This is a genomic window from Amycolatopsis sp. NPDC058986, assembly GCF_042741125.1.
Taxonomy (GTDB): domain Bacteria; phylum Actinomycetota; class Actinomycetes; order Mycobacteriales; family Pseudonocardiaceae; genus Amycolatopsis.
In genome coordinates this window covers 50,249-68,366 of the sequence record NZ_JBHYJW010000002.1, presented here as the reverse complement: position 1 = coordinate 68,366, position 18,118 = coordinate 50,249, and the positions used below count along the sequence as shown (strand labels likewise).

Genomic DNA, 18,118 nt, shown 5'->3' with positions numbered 1-18,118 from the left:
TCGCTTCCGGCCGCGGGGCCGGTCCCCGTTGTGCGGCGCGATCCGGGAGGGGGGACACTCCTTCGTCGTGACCGTCCCCGCCTGGCTCGAGGTCCTCGACGAGACCTTGGCCGCCTGTCGTGCCCACGGCCGCGCGGATCTCGCCGAACGGCTGCGCAGAAGACGTGACGCCGATCCCGGCCGCACACGGCTGGCCGTGCTCGGTTTTCCCAAGCAGGGCAAGGGTTATCTGCTCAACGCGGTGCTGAACGCGCCGGTCTGCGCGGTCGGCGACGCGGCCACCCCCTCGGTGCCGACCGAGATCGGCTACGCCCCCGAACCCGGGGCCACGCTCGTCGGCCAGGCCCGGGAACGGATCCCGGTCGCCGTCGAGCGGCTGACCGGCGAACTCGGCGCGCGCCCGGCCGGGACGCTGCGCCGCGTCGAGGTCGGCGTCCCGCGCGAGCTGCTGTCGGCGGGACTCGTGCTGATCGACACTCCCGCTGTCGGTGACCCGCAGTCCCCGCGCACCGCGGCCGCGCTCGACGTCCTCGCCGACGCGCACGCGGTGCTGCTCGTTTCCGACGCCACCGCACCGCTCACCGCCGCGGAACTCGCGCTGGCCCGGCACGTCCGGACCTGGTGCCCGCACGTCGTGCTGGCGCTGACCAAGATCGATGTCTGCCCCGGCTGGCGCGCGGTGGCCGAACGCGACCGCGCCGCGCTCGCCGAGGCCGGGATCGACGCGCCGGTCCTGCCCGTTTCCGCCGTGGTCCGCCAGGCCGCCGCGAAGGCGGGTGACGTGGAACTCAACGCGCAGTCCGGGTTTCCCGCGTTGCTGGCGTGGATCGCGGAGCAGAGCACGCGGGGTGCCGAGCAGTCGATGGCGCTGCTCGCGGCGGTCGGTGTGCGGGCCGCGGCGGCGGAACTCGTCGACACCCTGCGCACGCGGGCCGAGGCCGCCGGCCAGGACGCCGGGGTCGACCCGACCACGTTGCTCAACCGCGCGCAGCGCCGCGGCGACGAGCTGCGCAAACAGAACCTGAAGTGGCAGAACCTGCTCGCCGACGAGATCGCCGACCTGAGCGCCGACGCCGAATACGACCTGCGGGAACGCACCAGGAAGATCGTGCAGCACATCGACCGCACCTTCGACGAGGGCGACCCGGCGAAGGTCTGGCCGGATTTCGCCGCCTGGCTGGACGAAACCCTCGCCGACGCGGTCGAGACCAACTACGGCTGGATGGCCGCGCGTGCGGAGTGGATCGCGCAGGCCGTCGCCGCGGTCTTCGGTACCCGGTACGAACGCGAACTGCCGGAACTCCGTCTGGAGGACTCCGGCGCGTCGACGATCGGGGACGTCGGCTCGCCACGGATCGAGCGGTTCAAGATCGGCCAGAAAGCGTTCACCGGGCTGCGTGGTTCGTACGGTGGGGTGCTGATGTTCGGCCTGGTCACCAGTCTTGCCGGGATGCCGCTGATCAACCCGGTATCCATCGGTGCCGGTGCCGCGTTCGCCGCCAAGACCATCCACGACGAGGGCGGGATGCGGCTGCAGCGCCGCCAGGCCGCCGCGAAGGCGGCCGCGCAACGCCACGTCGACGACGTCTTCCTGCGGTTTTCCAAGGAATCCCGCGACGCGATCCGGCTGGTGCAGCGGCGGCTGCGCGATCACTTCACCGAACTGGCCGAGGAACTTTCCGAGGAACTCACCGCCGAACGCGAGACGATCATCGCGGGTTCGGCCGAGCGGGAACGCCGGTCCGCGGCGCTGCGGCGGGAGATCGACCGGCTCGCCGCCCTGCACAAGCGGGCAGGGGAACTGGGCCTGCTCGCCGGTCGGATGCCGCGGGAGCTACCGGCGTGACGGAAGACGTCCGTGCCCTGCTCGCCGACGCGGCCGCGCTGTACCACGACAATCCGCGCGCGGCGGGGCCGCTTCGCTCCTTTTTGGACAGCTGGGACGAACCGCTGCGCGTCGGCTTCACCGGTCCGGCGGGTGCCGGGAAGTCGACGCTGGCCGCCGCACTCGGCGAATGGCCGACCCGCGCGCTGCGCGAGGTCACCCTGCTCGACGATCCCGCGACGCCGACCGACGCGACCGTGCGGCTGATCCGGCATCTCGAACCGGACGAGCTGGCCGCCGCGCGGCCGGACGGAGGTTCGGCTTTCGCGCGGCAGAGCGCGGTGAACACGATCCTCGTGCTGGCACGGGCCGACGAGGTCGGTGCGGGCCGGATCGACGCGCTGCTGAACGCGAAACAGCTCGCCAGGCGGGCGTGGCGCGAAGACCCGCAGTGCAGCGGGTTCCAGGGCGTGATCGCGGTCGCCGGGCAGCTCGCCTACGCGGGGCGCGCCCTGCGTGACGACGAGTTCGACCTCCTCGCGGCGCTGGGTGCCGTGCCGAGGGCCGAACTGGACCGGCATCTGCTGTCGGTGGACGCGTTCATCGCGGACCCGTTCCCGGTGGGGCTGCCCGCCGAGACCCGGCGTGCGCTGCTGACCCGCTTCGGGCTCTACGGCGTCCGGCTCGCCGCGACCCTCATCCGGACCGGCTGCGACAGCAGGATGCGGCTGTCCGCGGAACTCGTCCGCCGCAGTGGCCTCGGCGAGCTGCGGGACACGATCGCGAGCTGTTTCGTCGCTCGTGCCGAGGTGCTCAAGGCGCGGACCGCCGTGCTGTACCTGGAATCCTTGCTGCGCGGAGAACCCCGCCCGCACACCGACCGGCTCGCGGCCCGCGTCGAACGGTTCGCCGCCGCGTGTCACGACTTCCGCGAGCTGCGGCTCATCGCCGACATCCGCGGCGGGCGGACGGCGCTGACCGGGGAAGCCGCCGAGGAAGCCGTCCGGCTGCTCGGCGCGCAGGGCACCTCGGCGGGCGAACGGCTCGGGCTCCCGCCGGAGGTGCACCCGGCCGACGTCCACGCCGCGGGGCTGGACGCGATCCGGCGGTGGCGCCACGAGGCGGAGCGCCCGGACCGCCCGCGTGCCGACCGCGCGGCCGCCCACGTCGTCGTGCGCAGCGCCGAGGGTGTGCTCGCCGCGGTGTTCGCTTAGGCGTTGCCGAGTACGCGGGTCACCGCGATTTCGATGACGACCCGGTTCGGGTTCACTCGTGGCTGTCGATACCTTGCCGCGTAACGGTTTTCCGCGTCCCGCACCGCGTCGGCGTCCTCGCGCAGCACCGCCCGTCCCTCCAAAGTGGACCAGTGGCGGCCCTCGAACTGGCACACCGCCACGGCCGCGCCGTCCGCACCCGCCGCGCGCACCAGCCGGGCCTTGCGTGACGAGCCGGACGTGATCACCCGCGCGATCCCGGCAGCGAAATCGACGGTCACCCCGACCGCGACGACGTGCGGGGTGCCGTCCGGCCGGACCGTGCTCAGCGTGGCCAGCCGCCGTTCGGTCCAGAACCGCGCGAAGTCCGGGCCATGCCCGGTGAGGTCGATCGTCATGGCCGCAACGCTAGCCCGTTCGGGGTAGCGGCCCGGAGGGTGTGGCACAGGTTAATCGTAAAGAAAGTTTCCTAACAGTCTTGACGTTCTCTTGACCTTTCTGTCAACCTCGGACGCATCGCCGCCGCAGCCGACGAAGTCCTACGGAGGAACGATGAAAAGACCTGTCCGGGCACTGGCGGCGGTGGCCGCGTTCGCGGTGGGCCTGCTGGGCATACCGACTCAGGCCGTCGCGGCGCCCTCGGGTGGAACTCCTTACGTGCCAGGCACTCTGCGGCCGTCCGCTTCGCAGGCAGCGCAGGACGAGGCGCTGCAGAAGTACTACTCGTTCTGGAAGCAGCACTTCCTCACCACCAAATGCGGCAGCGGCACGTACGCGGTGCTCGCGCCCGACGCCGACCACGCCTTCGTCGCGGAGGGGCAGGGCTACGGCCTGAGCATCGCGGCCATGATGGCGGAGAAGGACCCGCAGGCGCGCGGCATCGTCGACGGCATCCTGAAGTTCGTGAAAGCGCATCCTTCGGTCAACAACAAGGATTTGCACGCCGCCGAACAGGACGCCAACTGCAAGAGCGTCAACGGGAGCGACTCGGCCACCGACGGCGATCTGGAGATCGCCTACGGCCTGCTCGTCGCCGACAAGAAGTGGGGCAGCGGCGGTTCGGTGAACTACAAGGCCGAGGCTGTCCGGATCATCAACGCGATCAAGAAGAGCGAAGTCAACCCGAGCACGAAGTACATGCGCCTCGGCGACTGGGCCACCGATGGCAAGTACATCAACAGCTCCCGGTCCTCGGACTGGATGCCGGGTCACTTCCGCGCGTTCGCCAAGGCGACCGGCGACAGCGAGTGGAACACCATCCGCGCCAAGCATGAAAGCGCTGTCTCGACGCTGCAGCAGAACAACGCCCCGAACACCGGGCTGCTGCCGGACTTCGTGGTCAACACCAACTCGACGCCGAAACCCGCCGGGGCGAACTTCCTGGAGGGCCCGAACGACGGCAAGTACAGCTGGAACGCCTGCCGGGACCCGTGGCGCCTCAGCGCCGACGCGATCACGGCGGCGGGCAGTGCGGCGGCCGGCCAGGTGCGGAAGATGAACGCCTGGATCAAGCAGGCGACCGGCGGTGACCCGGCCAAGATCACCACCGGCTACTCGCTGTCCGGCTCGAAGACCGAAAGCGGCCAGCACCCGTGCTTCACCGCGTCGTTCGCCGTCGCGGCGATGGCCGACCCGGCCTCCCAGGCCTGGCTGGACAAGCTGTTCACCCAGCTCACGTCGTTCGCGCCGGACAACAAGGACTACTACGGCACCGGGATCACCGTGCAGGTCCTGCTCATCCTCTCCGGCAACTACGTCGCGGCCTGAGCTGAAGGGGACTTTCCTCGCACGAGACGCGCTGAGGGGGACTTTCCTCGCATCGCATGCGGCGAGAGTCCCCCTCAGTATCTTTCAACACGACGTTGACGGCTTCAACAACGAGTTGTAGCGTGCCTCCATCCGAGCGCCCCACCTTGGAGGTCGTCATGCCGCCGGTCCCCTCGTCCCGTACCCGTCCCTGGCGTGTCGCCGCACTGGGCGGGCTGATCGCGCTGGTCTCGTTGGGCGCTGCCGCCTGCGGAGGCGGACCGGACGGTGCGGGCGGCAAGTCCCAGGCCGCGGCGGCCCCGTCGGCGATCCCCGACAACGCCGCGCTCCTCGCCGCGGTGAAGCCGGACCCCGCGCTGAAGGAGGCGCTTCCCGCGAACGTCAAGCAGGCCGGCGTGCTGAACCTGGCCTCGAACATCCAGTCCGCGCCCAACAACTTCTACTCCGCCGACGGCAAGACCCCGATCGGCTACGAGGTCGACCTCGCCAAGGCGATCGCGGCCAAGCTCGGTGTCACGGTCACCCACCAGGACATGGCGTTCGGCTCGCTCATCACCAGCCTCCAGTCCGGCCGCGTCGACCTGACCATGGCCGCGATGAACGACACCAAGGCCCGCCAGGAGCAGATCGACTTCGTCGACTACTTCTCCTCGGGCATCACGATCATGGTCGCCAAGGGCAACCCCGAGGGCATCACCGGGCCGGACACGCTGTGCGGCAAGAACGTCGCGCTCGTGCAGGGCACCAGCCACCAGAAGTTCGCCACCGAGCAGAGCGGGAAGTGCACCGCGGCGGGCAAGCAGGCGATCACCGTCACCGCGACCGACAGCGACACGCAGAACCAGAACCAGCTGCGCACCCGCCGCGTCGCCGCGATCCTCAACGACCTGCCCAGCGCCGTCTACATCTCCCGGACCGCGGGCGAGGGCAAGTTCTTCGAGGTCGTCCCCGGCGAGCCGATCAACGGCGGGCCCTACGGTCTCGGCATAAACAAGCAGAACAAGCCGCTGACCGACGCCGTCCAGAAGGCGTTGCAGGCGCTGGTGACCGACGGTACGTACGGCAAGATCCTCCAGGCGTGGGGCGTCGAGCAGGGCGCGGTCAAGGAGGTGCGGGTCAATGGCGGGAGCTGACACGCCCTTGCCGATCGTCCGGCTCCGGCACTGGGGCCGCTGGGGCAGCGCGGCCGTCATTCTCGCGCTGCTGGTCCTGCTCGGGATCGCGCTCGGCAACGCGCAGATCGCCTGGGACCAGGTCCCGGACTTCCTGTGGTACCGGGTGATGGCCGTCGGCCTGCTCAACACCGTGGTGCTCGCGGTGATCGCGCAGGCGGCGGCGATCGTCATCGGCATCGTGATCGCGTTGCTGCGCCGCAGCGCCAATCCGGTCGCACGCTGGTTCGCCGCGGGCTACATCTGGCTCTTCCGCGGTCTTCCGGTGCTGTTGCAGATCCTGATCTGGTACAACCTCGCGCTGATCTTCCCGACGATCTCGATCCCGCTGCCCTTCGGCGGCTACCTGCTCCACGAGCAGACGAACGTACTGATCAGCGCGTTCACCGCCGCGCTGCTCGGCCTCGCGCTCAACGAAAGCGCGTATATGGCCGAAATCGTCCGCGCCGGGCTGAACAGTGTCGACAGTGGACAGACCGAGGCGGCGAAGTCGATCGGCATGACGCCGGGCGCGACGCTGCGCCGCGTCGTGCTGCCGCAGGCGATGCGGGTCATCATCCCGCCGACCGGCAACGACTTCATCAACATGCTCAAGGGGACGTCGATGGCGTCGGTGATCGGGGTGACCGAGCTGATCCACGCGGCCAACAACATCTCCTCGAACAACCTGCTGGTGATGGAAACGCTGCTCGCCGCCGCGATCTGGTACATGGTCGTGGTCACCGTCGCCGGGGTCGGCCAGCACTATCTGGAACGCGCCTTCGACGCCTCCGATCGAGGGCCGATGGCGCGCGCGGCGAAAGCGTTGAAGGGCGCGCCGCTGACGAGGGGGTCCCGTGTCTGAGCCACTGCTGCGCGCTGTCGGCGTCCGCAAGTCCTTCGGGCATACCGAGGTGCTCAAGGGCATCGATCTGGAAGTCCATAAAGGACAGGTCGTCTGCCTGCTCGGGCCGTCCGGCGCGGGCAAGAGCACGTTCCTGCGCTGCATCAACCATCTGGAGACCATCGACGCCGGGCAGATCTGGGTCGACGGCGAGCCGATCGGCTTCCGGCTGCGCGACGGGAAACTGTACGAACTCAAGGAACGCGACGTCGCCCGGCAGCGGCGCGACATCGGGATGGTGTTCCAGCGGTTCAACCTGTTCGCGCACCGGACCGTGCTGGACAACGTGATCGAGGGCCCGGTCCGCGTGCTCGGGTCCAAACCGGACACTGCGCGGGAGGAAGCGCTGGAGCTGCTGGAGCGCGTCGGCCTCGCACATCGCGCGGACGCGTACCCGGCGCAGCTGTCCGGCGGGCAGCAGCAGCGGGTGGCGATCGCGCGGTCGCTGGCGATGAAGCCGAAGCTGATGTTGTTCGACGAGCCGACGTCGGCGCTGGATCCGGAGCTGGTCGGGGAGGTGCTGGCGGTGATGAACACGCTGGCCGCGGAGGGGATGACGATGGTGGTCGTGACACACGAGATGGGCTTCGCCGCCGAAGCCGCCGACGAAGTGGTCTTCATGGCCGACGGCGCCGTGGTGGAGACCGGCCCGCCGGGCGAGGTGCTGAGCGCGCCGAAACACGAGCGCACCCGGCAGTTCCTGGCCCGGGTTCTCGCGTCATGAGGATTTCGCCCCGATACCTGCTGCAGTTCGACGAGCCCGCGGGATATCTCGACTTCGCGCGCTTCGGCCCGCCCTCGCACGCCGTGCTGGACACCACCGCGCGCCTGCTAGACCAGACGACGACCGCCGGTCCGTCCACTGTGGACGAGCTGATGCGGCAGGAGATCCGTGCCAAGGCGGCCGCGGCGCGGCTGTGCGGCAGCGACACCGACCACACCGTGCTGCTGCCGCACACCAGCCTCGGCCTGTTCCAGGCGGCGTTCAACGCGCCCGGCGGCGAGGCGCTGGTGTCCGCGGGGGAGTTCCCGGCGAACACCTACCCATGGGCGCGGGCCGAGCAGGCCGGTCGCCTCACCGTGCGGCGGATGCGTCCGCCGCGGGGTTACGTCACTCCCGAGGCCGTCGCCGCCGAACTGACGCAGGAGACGTCGATGGTGTCGGTCAGCGCGGTCGACTTCCGCACGGGCTATCGCGCCGACCTCGCCGCGTTGCGCGACGTAGTCGGCGATCGGTTGCTGGTGGTGGACGGCATCCAGGGCTTCGGTGTCACCGAGGCACCGTGGGAGGTCGCGGACGTCCTCGTCGTCGGTGGGCAGAAGTGGCTGCGCGCGGGCTGGGGAACCGGGTTCGCGGTGCTGTCCGACCGCGCGCTGGAGCGCATGGACCCGGTGCTGTCCGGGTGGACCGGCGCGCGGGACCCTGGCCTGTTCGACGACGAGATCCACGACGCCGACCCGATGGCGGCGGCCTGGTCGATCAGCAACCTCAGCCCGGTGACGTCGGGCGCGTTCGCCGCCGCGTTGGAACTGGTCGAGGAGGCCGGGGTCGGCGCGATCGCCGCGCGCATCGCTGAACGGGTCGGGGAACTGGAGGACGTGGCGAAGTCCTTCGGCGCCGAAATCGTTTCGGCCACAGAGCGCCGCGCGGGCATCTTCGCGTTCAGCCTGCCGGGTCATCCGGCCGAGCAGGTCGGCGCCGCGCTTTCGGCGGACGGCATCGCCGCGACGGTGCGTCCCGACCACGTCCGTCTCTCGCCGCATGCCTCGACCCCGGCGGCGGCCGCGGAACTGCTGCGGTCGTCCCTCGACCGGCTCCACCGTCCTGTTCGGACGGTCGTGCCGAACGCCGTCCCCGCCGCGCCGGGGGAGGCTCCCGCGTCGCCGGAGCTGCTCACCGCCCTGATCCCCGCCGTGCACGGCCTCGCCGCGATGCTCGGGCCGGGCAACGAGGTGCTGCTGCACGACCTGAGCAGGCTGCCGGACTCGATCATCGCGATCGCCGGGGAACTGACCGGCCGGACCGTCGGCGGGCCGATGACCGATCTGCTGCTGGGCCTCGTCCGTCGTGGCACGACACAGGATCTGACGAACTACCGCACCCACGGACCGGACGGCCGCGCGATCCGCTCGTCGACGCTGTTCCTGCGGGACGCCGAGGGCGTCGCGATCGGCTGCCTGTGCGTCAACAGCGAACTCACCGGCGCGGAGGGAACCGAGACGCCGCAGCGGGAAACCTTCCCGCCGGACGTGGACAGCCTCCAGCGGTACCTCGTCGAACGCGCGGTCGGCAAGGCCGGGATCCCGGTGGAGCTGATGAAGAAACAGCACAAGGCCGCGGTGGTCCGTGAGCTGGACGAGGCGGGGTTCTTCCTCATCAAGGACGCGGTCGACCACTTGGCCGGGCAGCTCGACGTGACCCGGTACACGATCTACAACTACCTCAACGAAACCCGGGGCACGTGAGCTGAAGGGGACTTTCGTCGCATGCGATGCGACGAAAGTCCCCTTCAGCGGGTGCTATCGGAGGAAAGTCCCCTTCAGTTCAGGTCCACATAGGACTCGACGGCGTCGGCGGCGGCGCGAACACCGCCGTGGGAACGGATCTCCGCCTTCAGCTCGGCCAGCCGCGCGGCGACGGCGGGAGAGCCCGCCACCTCGTCGACGGCGGACCGCAGCGTTTCGGCGGTGACCTCCTCGGCGGGCAGATGCTTGCCGACGCCCAGTTCCTCGAGCTTCGCCGCGTTGCCGAACTGGTCGGCGGCCTGCGGGATCGCCACGGTCGGCACGCCGTACCACAGCGATTCCGTGCAGCCACCCATCCCGGCGTGCGTGATGAACGCCGACGCCGCGTCGAGCACCGCGAGCTGCGGGACCTGCGGATACGCCTCGAACGACGCCGGCAGCGGCCCGAGGTCGGCAGGGTCGACGTGCTTCCCGATCGACATCACGACGTGCCAGCTCGAGCCGGCGAACGCCTCGATGCATGCGCGATAGACATCGAGCTGATCGTTGTACGCCGTGCCGAAGGACACGAGCAGGACCCGTTTCCCGTCGGTGGGCGGGGTCCAGCTCCGGTCGGCGAGCCTGCGCTCGTCCAGGCACGGCCCGACGAACCGCACGGCGCCGGAGACGCGGCCGGCGTTGGGCTGCATCGCCCTCGGGATCAGCGAGAGCACGTGCTCCGGCAGCGAAATCCAGTCCCACGGGTCCTGGTCGATGCCGTTTTCCTTCAGCCAAACAGAATAAGCAGCATGATAGTCCTTTCCGGACGGTGAGTTCCTGATCGGTTCCAGAACCTCCGCCATGTCCTCGTTGTAGCCCTCCCACGCCACGAGCGTCGGCGACAGCTGGACCGCCGGGACGTCGTAGCGCCGCCCGAGCACCGGGGCGGGCAGGCCGCCGATGTCGTAGAGCAGCAGGTCGGGCCGGTCGTGGTCGTAGACCTCGGTCAGCCGCGGGAAGATCGCGATGGCCTCGTCGAGGAACACACGCATGGCTTCGGCGGGTTCCTCCGGCCACACGGCGGCCTCGCCGAGCGGGAAGGTCGTCGGATGGGTGACGACCTCCGCGCCGGTCGGGGCGACCAGGCCGGCCAGCGGTTCACCGATCACGTAGCTGACCCGGTGGCCCCTGGCGACCAGCTCGCGGATGACGCCCAGTGACGGGTAGATGTGGCTCGGCGCGGTGCAGCCGATCATGGCTATGTGCTTCTGCGAACGCATGAAAGTCCTTTACCGAGAACGGAAGAAGTGCGTGGACGGCGTGCAGAAGAAGGGGCCTCATCCGATGGCGGGGGCCCGGCGGTCACGCCGTCTCAGGACAGCCGCAAGCGCGCGAAGTAGATCAACATGGCGTTCACCGTATCTGTACCCGGGGCTGCTCGCCAATCGGTTTTTTGCCGGATTGATCCGGACTTCCCGTCCATCTTTAGTAGGGCTTTCGGCCCAACTACGCCGCGAAGCCGTCCGCGGGCGGCCGGTCCGGTTTATGGTGCACCCGCTTCCACTGTGGGAGAAAGGGAGAAATTCGTGAGACGAGCTGTTTTCGCCGCGGTGGCCGCTGCCGCGCTGGCCTCGACGCTGGCGGTCGCCCCGGCCGCGAGCGCCGACCCCGCGCCCGCCGCAGCGCCATCCCCGATCGCCTGGGGCGCCTGCGCCGACCAGGCACTGACGGCCGCCGGCGCCCAATGCGGCTACCTCTCGGTTCCGGTCGACTACGCCAAGCCATCGGGCGAGAAGATCCAGCTCGCGCTGAGCCGGATCCAGCACAAGACGCCGGAGGCCCAGTACCAGGGCGTCATGCTCACCAACCCTGGCGGCCCCGGCGCTTCCGGGCTGCGGCTCGCGCTGGCGGGCAAGCGGGTGCCGAACCACGCCGGTGACGCCTACGACTGGATCGGCTTCGATCCGCGGGGTGTCGGGAGCAGCAAGCCCGCGCTGTCGTGCGAGCCGAACTACGCGGACTACAACCGGCCGAACTATCTCCCGCTGACCCCGGGCATGGAGAAGGTCTGGCTGGACCGGACCAAGGCGTACGCCGAGGCCTGCGGGAAGAAGAACCCGCGCGCGTTGCTGGAGAACATGAAGACCACCGACACCGTGCGCGACATGGACAGCATCCGTGCCGCGCTCGGCGCCGAGAAGGTGAACTTCTACGGGTACTCCTACGGCACCTACCTCGGCCAGGTCTACGGGACGACGTACCCGCAGCGTGTGCGCCGGATGATCCTCGACTCCACGGTCGACCCGCGCGACGTCTGGTACAAGGCCAACCTGAACCAGGACGTCGCCTTCGACGTCAACCTCAACATCTGGTTCGGCTGGGTCGCGAAGCACGACGACGTCTATCACCTCGGCACCACCCAGGACGCGGTCAAGCGGGTGTTCGATGAGCAGCTGCTCAAGGCCTCGTTCAACCCCGCCGGTGGCGTGATCGGGCCGGACGAGCTGATCGACGTCTTCCAGCAGGCCGGGTACTACCAGCTGCGCTGGACGTTGCTCGGTGACGCGCTTTCGCGGTACGTCAACAAGGGTGACTGGCAGAACCTGAAGACGCTGTACGAGAACTTCGGCGGCCGCGGCGACGACAACGGCTACGCCGTCTACCTCGCCGTCCAGTGCACCGACGTCCAGTGGCCTGCCAGCTGGAACCGCTGGCGTGCCGACAACTGGCGCACCTTCACCAAGGCGCCGTACTTCACCTGGCAGAACGCCTGGTACAACGCGCCGTGCACGAACTGGCCGGTGAAGCCGGGCAAGCCGGTGAACGTGCAGGGCAAGGGTGTCGAGAGCGTGCTGATGATCGACGAGACGCTCGACGCGGCGACGCCGTTCGAAGGCAGCCTCGAGGTGCGCAGCCGCTTCCCGGGCGCGGTGCTGATCGCCGAGCCGGGCGGGACGAGTCACGCGATCACGCCGCGCGGAAACGCCTGTGTGGACAACAAGATCGCCGACTACCTCGCCACGGGCAAGCTGCCGGACCGCAAGCCGGGGCGTACGGCCGACGTCGAATGCGCGCCGCTGCCGCAGCCGACGCCGCCCCCGCCGACGGCGGCCAAGTCGGAGGTGCCCGCGAAGCAGAGCGCGCGGGTGGAGCAGCCCCTCTTCGGCTGACCTCCTGAGTGCGTAGAACGCCCCGGCGACCTCGTGTCGCCGGGGCGTTCGTGGTGTCCGGGGCCACTGTCGCTTTTCTCCGCAGGGAGCTTTGTGTTACAAAGTGCCCATCGACTTTGTGGTTCAGAGTGGTTCAAGGGGGAAAGCATGGGGGCGGAAACCGAGGGGCCCGCGTTCAGTCTGCACGGTCTGACCAGGCGGTTCGGCGACGTACTGGCGGTGGACGGGGTCTCCGTCGAGGTCGCGCGTGGCGAGGTCGTCGCGTTGCTGGGGCCCAACGGCGCGGGCAAGTCGACCACGGTCGACCTGCTGCTCGGCCTCGCCAGGCCGGACGCGGGGGAGGTCCGGGTCTTCGGCGGCGAGCCGAGGACGGCGGTGGAGAAGGGCCGGATGGCCGCGATGGTGCAGAACGGGACTCTGCTGCGGGACCTGACCGCGGCCGAGCACGTCGCGCTGGTGCGTTCGACGCACGAGCGGCCGCTTCCGGCGAAGGACGTCATGGCACGGGCCGGGATCACCGGCTTCGCGAACCGGCGCTGCGGCAAGCTTTCCGGCGGCCAGCAGCAGCGGGTCCGGTTCGCGATGGCGCTGGCGGGGGATCCGGACCTGCTGGTGCTCGACGAGCCGACGGCCGCGCTCGACGTCGACGGCAGGCGCGAGTTCTGGACGTCGATGCGGGAGTTCGCCGCCTCCGGCCGGACGGTGCTGTTCGCGACCCACTACCTCGCCGAGGCCGAGGACTACGCCGACCGCGTCGTGCTGATGCGGCACGGCCGGATCGTCGCGGACGGGCCGGTCGCCCAGGTGCGGGCCGCCGTCGCGGGCCGGGTGCTGCGGGCCGTCGTGCCCGGCGCGTCGGAGGCCGGGCTGGCCGCGATCCCGGGGGTGTCCACCGCGCGGCTGCGCGGGGACCGCGCCGAACTCGCGTGCGCCGATTCCGACGCCGCCATCCGCGGGCTGCTGGCGGCGTTCCCGCTCGCGGCCGACATCGAGATCACCGCCGTCGGGCTGGAGGACGCGTTCCTCGCGCTGACGTCCGACGCCGCCGAGCCGCAGGGAGCCCTCCGATGAACGCGACCTACCTGCGCCTGGAGATCCTGCGCATCGCGCGCAGCCCGCAGTTCGCGATCTTCACCATCGGCATGCCGCTGGTGATGTTCCTGCTCTTCGGCGGGCTGTTCGGCGACAACGTCACGCCCGACGGCGTCAAGGCGGGTGTCGTCACGATGGTCAACATGGCGGCGTACGGGGCGATGACCGGCGCGTTGTTCACCGGTGCGCGAGTGGCCACCGAACGCACCGAGGGCTGGCAGCGTCAGCTGCGGGTGACGCCGATGCGCGCGCCCGGGTACCTCGCGGTGAAGGTGCTTTCGGCGATGGCCGTGGCCCTGCCGGTGATCCTGATCATCTTCGCGGCGGGCCTGATCCGCGGCGAACACCTCACACCGGCTCAGTGGGCGGCGGCGCTGGTGTCGCTGTGGGCGGGAGCCCTGCCGTTCGCGGTACTGGGCCTGCTGGCCGGACTGCACGGCAAGGGCGACACCGTCGGCGCGGTCACCGGGGCGCTGATGCTGCCGCTGGGCATGTTCGGCGGGCTCTGGATGCCGCTGGAGATGCTGCCCGACTGGATGGGCACGGTCGCGCGTTTCCTGCCGTCGTACTGGCTGGGCACCCTCGGCCGGGCGCCGCTCACCCACGGTTCCGGGACGGGGATCGCGGTACTGGTGCTGGCCGCGTGGCTGGTGGTGCCCGCGCTGGTGGTGCTGCGGCGGTTCCGGCTGGACACGGCGAAGCTGTGAGTACGTGTTAACTTCCGTGCTGTCTGGGGGTCAGCATTGGCAGGAGGGGCGAGCAGGGTGGATGACGAAGCCGAACCGATGTCGGCGGAAGAGTCGCTGAACCTGATCGCTCAGCAGAAGGAGCGGCTGCGCCGGGAACTGCGGTTCGAACCGGCGCGGCTGCTCCTCGTCTGGGGTGTGGCCTGGCTCGTCGGCTGGGGGCTGCTGTATCTGGCCATCACGCGGGCGTTCGTGCCGGTGTGGCTCGGGATAGTCGTGGTGGCGGCGTTGTTCGTGGCCGCCATCGGCTATTCCGCGTTCTACGGTGTCCGCCGGAGCCGGGGGATCCGCGGGCCGTCGCGGCTCAGTGGCGCGCTGTACGGCTGGAGCTGGGGGATCGGCTACTTCGGGCTGTGGGTGGTGAACGTCCAGATCGGACGGCTCGGCCTGCCCGATGGCGCGGTTTCCCTGCTGTGGTCGGGAAGTTCGCTGCTGCTGACCGGCGTGCTCTACCTCGCGGGCGGCGCGATCTGGCAGGACAAGCTGCAGTTCGGCCTCGGCCTGTGGATGATCGTCTCGGCCGCGGCGAGCGTGTTCGCCGGATATCCGGGTAACTTCCTGGTGCTGTGCCTGTGTGGCGGCGGGGGATTCCTGCTCGCCGCGCTGGTGTACGTCGTGCTGGAGCGGCGCGGGCACACGGTGCGCGGGCGGAATCGATGAGCGAGCAGGAGCTTCCCCAGCTCGACCCGGTGATCCACGCGCAGGCGCGGCTGCGCGTCACGGTCGCGCTCGCCGGGCTGCACACCGACGACCAGATCACCTTCCCGCGCCTGCAGCAGCTGCTCGACATGACCCCGGGGAACCTCTCGACGCACCTGCGGAAGCTGGAGGACGCCGGGTACGTCGAGATCACCAAGGCCTACGAGCACCGCACGCCGGTGACGCTGGTGCGGCTCACCGCACGCGGGCGGGTCGCGTTCGAGGACTACACCCGTGCGTTGCACCGGCTGCTGGAGGTGCCGGGGGCTGGGCAGTGAACCGCTGGGTGATCCACCTCGACCTCGACGCCTTCTACGCCTCGGCCGAGCAGCTGACCCGGCCGACGCTGGCCGGGCGCGCGGTCGTCGTCGGCGGGACTGGGCCGCGTGGCGTCGTTTCCGGGGCCAGCTACGAATCCCGGGTCTACGGCGTGCGGTCGGCGATGCCGATGTCGCAGGCGCGGCGGTTGCTGCCCGCGGGCGGGGTGATCCTGCCGCCCCGGTTCCGGGTGTACGAACTGCTGAGCAAAGAGGTCTTCGACGTCGTCGGCGAGTTCGCGCCGGTGCTCGAACGGATCTCGCTCGACGAGGCCTTCGCCGAGCCGCCCGATCTGGCCGGCGCGGGCGTCGAGACGGTGACGGAGTTCTGCGAGCGGCTGCGGGCGCGGATCCGTTCGGCGACCGGGCTTGTCGCGTCGATCGGCGCGGGCACCGGGAAACAGGTCGCGAAGATCGGTTCGGACGAGGCCAAACCGGACGGTCTGCTGGTGGTTCCGCCGGGCACCGAACGGGAGTTCCTCGCCCCGCTGCCGGTGCGGGCGTTGTGGGGGATCGGCCCGGTGGCCGAGTCGAAACTGCGCGTCATCGGCGTGCAGACGCTGGGGGAGCTGGCCGCACTGTCCGAAGCGGACGCCGTCGCCACGCTCGGCGGCGCTGTCGGGCGGGAGTTGCGACGGTTGGCAGGGGGAGCCGACGACCGGCCGGTGGCCGAACGCGGTGAGGCCAAGCAGGTCAGCGCGGAGACGACGTTCGACGTCGACATCAAGGATCTCGTTTCGTTGCGCGCCGAGATCCGCACGATCGCCGCCGGGGCGCACAAGCGGCTGACGCAGGCGGGGCGGGTCGCCCGTACCGTGGTGATCAAGCTGCGGCACACCGACATGAGCACGGTGACCCGGTCGGAGACCACGGCGTCGCCGACCGACGACCTCGACCAGCTCACCGCCACCGCGGAACGGCTGCTGCTGGATCCCGCGGAGTTCGGCGGGGTGCGGCTGGCCGGGGTCGCGTTCAGCGGCCTTTCCGTGCCGCATCAGGACGCGTTGTTCACCCTGACAGTGTCCACACCGGACACTCCGGCCACCGCGGCTCCTGTGGCTCCCGCCGACCCCGTGCCGTCCCCTGCCCCCGACGTCCCCAGCACCTGGCGCCCCGGCGACGACGTCGCCCACGACGAACACGGCACCGGCTGGATCCAGGGCGCGGGCCAGGGCCGCGTCACCGTCCGCTTCGAAACCCGGACCTCCGGCCCCGGCACCGTCCGCACCTTCGCCCAGTCCGACCCGGCCCTCCACCGCGCCGACCCCTCCGCGTGTCTCGCGTGATCACGCGAGATCTCCGTTCAATCACGCGAGTGCGCTGCTCAATCACGTGAGGTCGCCGGAACGGGACCGCAGCCGGGGGTGAGGTTGGCTACTTGCTGGCCTGCCAGGAGGAAGGCGCCGACGCCGTAGGCGGCGGTGTCGGCGGGTTTAGCGGGGCCGGGGGCGGCGCCGACGGGCTGGACGTAACCGAGGCGGCCATCGGGGTGCAAAGCCGTGGTGGACAAGGCTTTCCAGCCGCGGTCGACGGCCGGGCGGAAGCGGGCCGCGTCGAGGATCCCGGCGTTGACGCCCCACGCGAGGCCGTAGGTGAACATCGCCGTCCCGCTGCTTTCCGGGCCGCCGTAATGCCACGGCCGTAGGAGATCGGAGTTCCAGAACCCGTCACCGCGCTGCGCGAACCGCAGCGTGTTAGCCATCTTCGTGAACACCCGCAGGTACTCCGGGCGGCGCGGATCCGACGTGGGCAGCACCTGCAGCACCTTCGTCAGCGCGGCCAGCGCCCAGCCGTTGCCACGCGACCAGAACGTCCCGGTGCCGACGTAGCGCGCGTCGCGGTACCACAGGCCGGTGGCCTCGTCGAACAGCCCGACCTCCTTTTCCGCGTGATGGAACAGCTTCTGCATTGTGTCCAAAATGGACTCGTTGTGGTCGAGGAGGCCGATCCTGGCGAACGACGGCATCGCCATGTTCAGCGCGTCGACGTAGTTCCAGTAGTCGTCGTGGCCCTGCGCGACACTGGTGACCTCGGCGGAGATCCGGGCCCGCAGATCGGCGAGGATCGGCGGATCCGGGTGGAAATACGTGTACAGGTCGAGGTAAGCCTCGCCCGCCGCCTCGAAATCCGGGAAGAACGGGCGTTTCGGATCGTTCTGCAGGAGGTAGCCGTTGGCCTTCGCCCACGGCAGCGTCTTGTGGTTCGACACCCCGGTCGTCCGCACCGTGGCCAGGTTCCCGACGTGGAACGTCGCGTTCTGCCAGTCCGGCGCGGCCAGGTCCGTCCCGTGCTCGAGCCAGTGGTTCCCGGCGGACACCATCGCGTCGGCCACCGCGCACGACGCCGGTGCCGCCTCGGCGGCCGGGGCCGTCACCAGGGTGCCGGTCAGCACCGCCGCCGTGATCAGCCCACGGCTTCCCAGAAAACGCATTCGCGCGTACTCCTCAGCAGGTTCGCGGCGGCGGAACGGGGATACCGCAACGACTTTCGTGCGTCCCGCTGAGGGTGTCAAGAGACCGGTGACCGGGACGGGTGCGTGCTTGGGGGCGGAACTCGCGTGATTGGAAGGAGAACTCGCGTGATTGGAGGGAGAACTCGCGTGATGGGAGGCGTAACTCGCGTGGGCGAACGTGGGACTCGCCGACAGCGGCGCGTGCGTCGGCGAGTCCCACATCGGCGTGTCCGGGTGGCGCACCCCGACACCCACCCCCGCAAGGGAACCCCCCAGGTGGCTCTTATACACAACTGACGCAGCCCACGCTTACAATGGTGTAGATCACGGTGGTGG

The 18,118-nt window shown here is 70.0% G+C and carries 16 protein-coding genes; 13 read left to right on the top strand and 3 right to left on the bottom strand.

Annotation, left to right across the window (positions count from 1 at the left end; translation table 11 throughout):
- Window positions 1-67 precede the first annotated feature (67 nt).
- The gene (locus ACFW0G_RS02210) at window positions 68-1,846 is read left to right on the top strand and encodes an isoniazid inducible protein IniA (RefSeq protein ID WP_378322810.1); all 1,779 of its coding nucleotides are present in this window, start codon (window positions 68-70) and stop codon (window positions 1,844-1,846) included.
- A complete protein-coding gene (locus tag ACFW0G_RS02205) occupies window positions 1,843-3,039 on the top strand; it encodes a GTPase (RefSeq protein ID WP_378322809.1) in 1,197 nt (398 codons plus the stop codon). Before ACFW0G_RS02210 ends, ACFW0G_RS02205 begins: the two co-directional genes overlap by 4 nt.
- On the opposite strand, the gene ACFW0G_RS02200 is transcribed toward ACFW0G_RS02205, so the two are convergent.
- Window positions 3,036-3,437: a TIGR03618 family F420-dependent PPOX class oxidoreductase gene (locus ACFW0G_RS02200; protein ID WP_378322808.1), complete on the bottom strand. Its 402-nt coding sequence runs from the start codon at window positions 3,435-3,437 to the stop codon at window positions 3,036-3,038. The two genes, ACFW0G_RS02205 and ACFW0G_RS02200, sit on opposite strands and share 4 nt — an antisense overlap.
- Window positions 3,438-3,591: 154 nt before the next feature.
- Here ACFW0G_RS02200 and ACFW0G_RS02195 point away from each other — a divergent pair, with 154 nt between their 5' ends.
- From ACFW0G_RS02195 to ACFW0G_RS02175, 5 genes are all read left to right on the top strand, one after another.
- Window positions 3,592-4,806 (top strand): glycosyl hydrolase family 8, encoded by a 1,215-nt coding sequence (locus ACFW0G_RS02195; protein WP_378322806.1) that lies wholly within the window; start codon window positions 3,592-3,594, stop codon window positions 4,804-4,806.
- A 158-nt stretch (window positions 4,807-4,964) separates the two neighbouring features.
- Window positions 4,965-5,939, top strand: coding sequence for an ABC transporter substrate-binding protein (locus tag ACFW0G_RS02190; RefSeq protein WP_378322805.1), 975 nt, complete (start codon window positions 4,965-4,967; stop codon window positions 5,937-5,939).
- Window positions 5,926-6,822 (top strand): amino acid ABC transporter permease, encoded by an 897-nt coding sequence (locus ACFW0G_RS02185; RefSeq protein WP_378322804.1) that lies wholly within the window; start codon window positions 5,926-5,928, stop codon window positions 6,820-6,822. The genes ACFW0G_RS02190 and ACFW0G_RS02185 overlap by 14 nt, the downstream gene beginning before the upstream one ends.
- A complete protein-coding gene (locus ACFW0G_RS02180) occupies window positions 6,815-7,585 on the top strand; it encodes an amino acid ABC transporter ATP-binding protein (RefSeq protein WP_378322803.1) in 771 nt (256 codons plus the stop codon). Before ACFW0G_RS02185 ends, ACFW0G_RS02180 begins: the two co-directional genes overlap by 8 nt.
- Entirely contained in the window at window positions 7,582-9,327 is a 1,746-nt protein-coding gene (locus ACFW0G_RS02175) for an aminotransferase class V-fold PLP-dependent enzyme (RefSeq protein WP_378322802.1), read from the top strand. Before ACFW0G_RS02180 ends, ACFW0G_RS02175 begins: the two co-directional genes overlap by 4 nt.
- Before the next feature lie 74 nt (window positions 9,328-9,401).
- On the opposite strand, the gene ACFW0G_RS02170 is transcribed toward ACFW0G_RS02175, so the two are convergent.
- Window positions 9,402-10,586, bottom strand: a complete 1,185-nt coding sequence (locus ACFW0G_RS02170) for a macrolide family glycosyltransferase (protein ID WP_378322801.1) — start codon at window positions 10,584-10,586, stop codon at window positions 9,402-9,404.
- Between the two features lie 306 nt (window positions 10,587-10,892).
- Here ACFW0G_RS02170 and ACFW0G_RS02165 point away from each other — a divergent pair, with 306 nt between their 5' ends.
- The 6 genes from ACFW0G_RS02165 to ACFW0G_RS02140 all read left to right on the top strand — a co-directional run bounded on the left by ACFW0G_RS02165 (window position 10,893) and on the right by ACFW0G_RS02140 (window position 16,616).
- Complete coding sequence (locus tag ACFW0G_RS02165; RefSeq protein ID WP_378322800.1) at window positions 10,893-12,476, top strand: alpha/beta hydrolase; 1,584 nt, start codon at window positions 10,893-10,895, stop codon at window positions 12,474-12,476.
- 147 nt (window positions 12,477-12,623) lie between these two features.
- Window positions 12,624-13,547, top strand: coding sequence for an ABC transporter ATP-binding protein (locus tag ACFW0G_RS02160; protein ID WP_378322799.1), 924 nt, complete (start codon window positions 12,624-12,626; stop codon window positions 13,545-13,547).
- Window positions 13,544-14,275 (top strand): ABC transporter permease, encoded by a 732-nt coding sequence (locus ACFW0G_RS02155; protein WP_378322798.1) that lies wholly within the window; start codon window positions 13,544-13,546, stop codon window positions 14,273-14,275. Before ACFW0G_RS02160 ends, ACFW0G_RS02155 begins: the two co-directional genes overlap by 4 nt.
- Before the next feature lie 57 nt (window positions 14,276-14,332).
- Window positions 14,333-14,974, top strand: coding sequence for a hypothetical protein (locus ACFW0G_RS02150; protein WP_378322797.1), 642 nt, complete (start codon window positions 14,333-14,335; stop codon window positions 14,972-14,974).
- On the top strand, window positions 14,971-15,291 hold the full coding sequence (locus ACFW0G_RS02145) for a winged helix-turn-helix domain-containing protein (protein ID WP_378322796.1): 321 nt from the start codon (window positions 14,971-14,973) through the stop codon (window positions 15,289-15,291). Before ACFW0G_RS02150 ends, ACFW0G_RS02145 begins: the two co-directional genes overlap by 4 nt.
- Window positions 15,288-16,616, top strand: a complete 1,329-nt coding sequence (locus tag ACFW0G_RS02140; RefSeq protein WP_378322795.1) for a DNA polymerase IV — start codon at window positions 15,288-15,290, stop codon at window positions 16,614-16,616. Before ACFW0G_RS02145 ends, ACFW0G_RS02140 begins: the two co-directional genes overlap by 4 nt.
- 38 nt (window positions 16,617-16,654) lie before the next feature.
- Here the strand turns inward: ACFW0G_RS02140 and ACFW0G_RS02135 are convergent, their stop codons facing one another.
- Window positions 16,655-17,761, bottom strand: coding sequence for a glycoside hydrolase family 88 protein (locus ACFW0G_RS02135; protein WP_378322794.1), 1,107 nt, complete (start codon window positions 17,759-17,761; stop codon window positions 16,655-16,657).
- Between the last annotated feature and the right edge of the window lie 357 nt (window positions 17,762-18,118).

Bases quoted from the DNA above. Each gene is read 5' to 3' on its own strand.
- ACFW0G_RS02160 (WP_378322799.1), top strand. From the start codon at position 12,624: ATGGGGGCGGAAACCGAGGGGCCCGCGTTCAGTCTGCACGGTCTGACC.
- ACFW0G_RS02200 (WP_378322808.1), bottom strand. From the start codon at position 3,437: ATGACGATCGACCTCACCGGGCATGGCCCGGACTTCGCGCGGTTCTGG.
- ACFW0G_RS02135 (WP_378322794.1), bottom strand. From the start codon at position 17,761: ATGCGTTTTCTGGGAAGCCGTGGGCTGATCACGGCGGCGGTGCTGACC.
- ACFW0G_RS02145 (WP_378322796.1), top strand. From the start codon at position 14,971: ATGAGCGAGCAGGAGCTTCCCCAGCTCGACCCGGTGATCCACGCGCAG.
- ACFW0G_RS02175 (WP_378322802.1), top strand. From the start codon at position 7,582: ATGAGGATTTCGCCCCGATACCTGCTGCAGTTCGACGAGCCCGCGGGA.
- ACFW0G_RS02195 (WP_378322806.1), top strand. From the start codon at position 3,592: ATGAAAAGACCTGTCCGGGCACTGGCGGCGGTGGCCGCGTTCGCGGTG.
- ACFW0G_RS02185 (WP_378322804.1), top strand. From the start codon at position 5,926: ATGGCGGGAGCTGACACGCCCTTGCCGATCGTCCGGCTCCGGCACTGG.
- ACFW0G_RS02155 (WP_378322798.1), top strand. From the start codon at position 13,544: ATGAACGCGACCTACCTGCGCCTGGAGATCCTGCGCATCGCGCGCAGC.
- ACFW0G_RS02170 (WP_378322801.1), bottom strand. From the start codon at position 10,586: ATGCGTTCGCAGAAGCACATAGCCATGATCGGCTGCACCGCGCCGAGC.
- ACFW0G_RS02190 (WP_378322805.1), top strand. From the start codon at position 4,965: ATGCCGCCGGTCCCCTCGTCCCGTACCCGTCCCTGGCGTGTCGCCGCA.